This is a genomic window from Mesotoga sp. UBA5847 (assembly GCF_002432735.1).
Taxonomy (GTDB): domain Bacteria; phylum Thermotogota; class Thermotogae; order Petrotogales; family Kosmotogaceae; genus Mesotoga.
In genome coordinates, this window is sequence record NZ_DJGL01000055.1 from 5,634 (window position 1) to 7,765 (window position 2,132).

Below are 2,132 nucleotides of genomic sequence, written 5' to 3' on the forward strand. Positions count from 1 at the left end.
ATGGAGTCTGTCCCCATTTTTATTCTACATCCTGAAGCAACTGCTGACAAAAAGAGGAAGCTTCTCCTCGACCTTTTCGAACTAAAAACAACGCCAAATACAAACAAACTAATAAAGGATCTTGAGAACAAGAAGCTCATTGTCAACTACTTCAGACCAACCGAGACTGGCGTGGTGACTGAAGATATTTCTTCACTCGATCCCGGGAGCGATAAGAAGTCAGTGTCGGAATGGGGTGGCCTCGTAGAATTCACTTCCAAGACAAACGAAATCGTAGCAAAGCTCTGGAGGTAGAAAATGGATCAAATGCAGCCCATAATGAATTCATCACTTGGCCCATGTATAAAGAACGGACTTCAAGCAATTGGAAAGCCTGACAGAGTATGTCTCAAGAACACGAGAACCAATGCAAAGAGCGTTGATATAGATAGCTGCCTTAAAGAGGATTATCCGACTGAGAATAGATGGGACTATGCTGTTTTCATCGAGATTGATGCTGTTCTGAAAACAGCATTCATAGAGATTCACCCGGCCAACGAATCCGAGGTCGATGAGGTGATCAAAAAGGCGCAATGGATGAAGCGATGGATCATGGATAATCAGATAAGAGTCATCACTGAGAACCGGAAGTTCTTCTGGGTTTCATCTGGGAACGTAAAGATCACCAAGAACTCACAGAAAATACGTCTTCTCCACAAACAAGGAATCGAAGGCCCACAAGAACATTTGGTTGTTGACAAGAAGATGCGAGGCTGAAACATTGTAGAGATTGATTTATTCGTCTTTGAAGGCAGTACTTAAGGAAAATGGGTTAGTTAGCATCTCCTCATTTGGTCATCCCCTGGTGTTTCTGTACGGGATGTCGTTTGTTTCAAGGACGGCTCTTTCGCTCTTTTGCGGACCATCAAAGATAATCACTTACGTACTGGGATGGGGTCTTGCAGTTAACATTGCCGCGCAGCGCACTTTGCAGACAAAGCTTGTCTCCTGTTATAAGCAAGGCATCACGGGATGCCGCTAATGAGATAAAATGATTGTCCGGAAGATCCGAGCTGAAACTAACTAACCGGTAGTCATCGACAATCTCTACAATCTCAATACAATATTCTATGAAGTTGGAAAGACTCTCTAAACTAACGTTTCTGTACTTTTCCTTTTCTTTAAGTCTTACTACGAACCTTCTCAACTCTTGTGGGAATATTCCTGGTTCGATTACCTCCTGCTCGAGTGCCTTCACGACGACCATGCTGCACGTCTTAGAGCCGAGCGCTGCTGAAATCACGACGTTTGTATCAATGACGACCTTCATCTTTCATCTCTCTTCTCACCTCGTCAAGAACTTCCAACCCTTCCTCTTCGCTTAGGCCAATCTTTCTCGCTTCTTCTTGGGCCTTTGAAAGATAGTAGTTCATCAAGTCCTCCTTAGAAACCGGTGATATCTTCATGACCGGAACCCCACGCCTAAGAATCAGAAGCTCCTCTTTTCCGTCAACAATCTCACTGAACCTGTTTCGAACGTCCCTAACATTAACCGTCTTCACAATCATCACCTCGCTATTATTGTATCACTTATGTGATCCTTCGTGATACACAAGTAACACACTAATTATCGATCAAACTAACTTCACCTCGCCATCTTAGCAGGGAGTTTAGGATGAGCGGCCATTCATTCCTATGGAAGGCACTAGTCATGGAATCCAGAAGGTGAAGTGAAATAGTCATATTATGAACTGAAGCTGGATTTGGATTGGCGTTGCGGGTAGAACAGATGCAGAATCATGTTCATATGACCGATCGTGGTTCTCCCGCTTCGGGCGAACAGCCGTTCGCACCTACAAAAAAACTGTATGATCTTATGACATTGTCATCCCGGTAAGCCTAGGTGATTAGAGCACCCATAAATCCCCCCATTCTGTTATCCCGTTAAGCCTGCCCTGGAATCCACTCACTTAGTCTGATCTTGAAACTCGGCAAGGATCGAGATCCTGGCCTGAACCACGCCAGGATGACTTGAAGTAAGAAAAGAGCGTCATCCCGCAGAGCCCGCCCTGAACTGCTCCTGTTCAGGGCCTCTGGACGGGATCTCGCCCTGAAGTTCCGCTGAACGCTGTAAAACATGGTTCGCCGTTGAC

3 protein-coding genes and 1 pseudogene are annotated in these 2,132 nt (G+C 45.2%); 2 read left to right on the forward strand and 2 right to left on the reverse strand.

Translation table 11 applies throughout. From position 1 onward, the window contains the following. Both B3K91_RS05765 and B3K91_RS05770 read left to right on the forward strand, forming a co-directional pair. A pseudogene (locus tag B3K91_RS05765) lies at positions 1 to 294 on the forward strand (hypothetical protein); the annotation flags it as partial. A 3-nt stretch (positions 295 to 297) separates the two neighbouring features. Then, entirely contained in the window at positions 298 to 756 is a 459-nt protein-coding gene (locus tag B3K91_RS05770; RefSeq protein WP_214079701.1) for a hypothetical protein, read from the forward strand. A 148-nt stretch (positions 757 to 904) separates the two neighbouring features. Here B3K91_RS05770 and B3K91_RS05775 read toward each other — a convergent pair whose 3' ends face one another. Both B3K91_RS05775 and B3K91_RS05780 read right to left on the reverse strand, forming a co-directional pair. After that, positions 905 to 1,309, reverse strand: a complete 405-nt coding sequence (locus tag B3K91_RS05775; RefSeq protein WP_214079700.1) for a putative toxin-antitoxin system toxin component, PIN family — start codon at positions 1,307 to 1,309, stop codon at positions 905 to 907. Next, positions 1,293 to 1,541 (reverse strand): type II toxin-antitoxin system Phd/YefM family antitoxin, encoded by a 249-nt coding sequence (locus tag B3K91_RS05780; RefSeq protein ID WP_214079699.1) that lies wholly within the window; start codon positions 1,539 to 1,541, stop codon positions 1,293 to 1,295. Before B3K91_RS05780 ends, B3K91_RS05775 begins: the two co-directional genes overlap by 17 nt. Positions 1,542 to 2,132 lie beyond the last annotated feature (591 nt).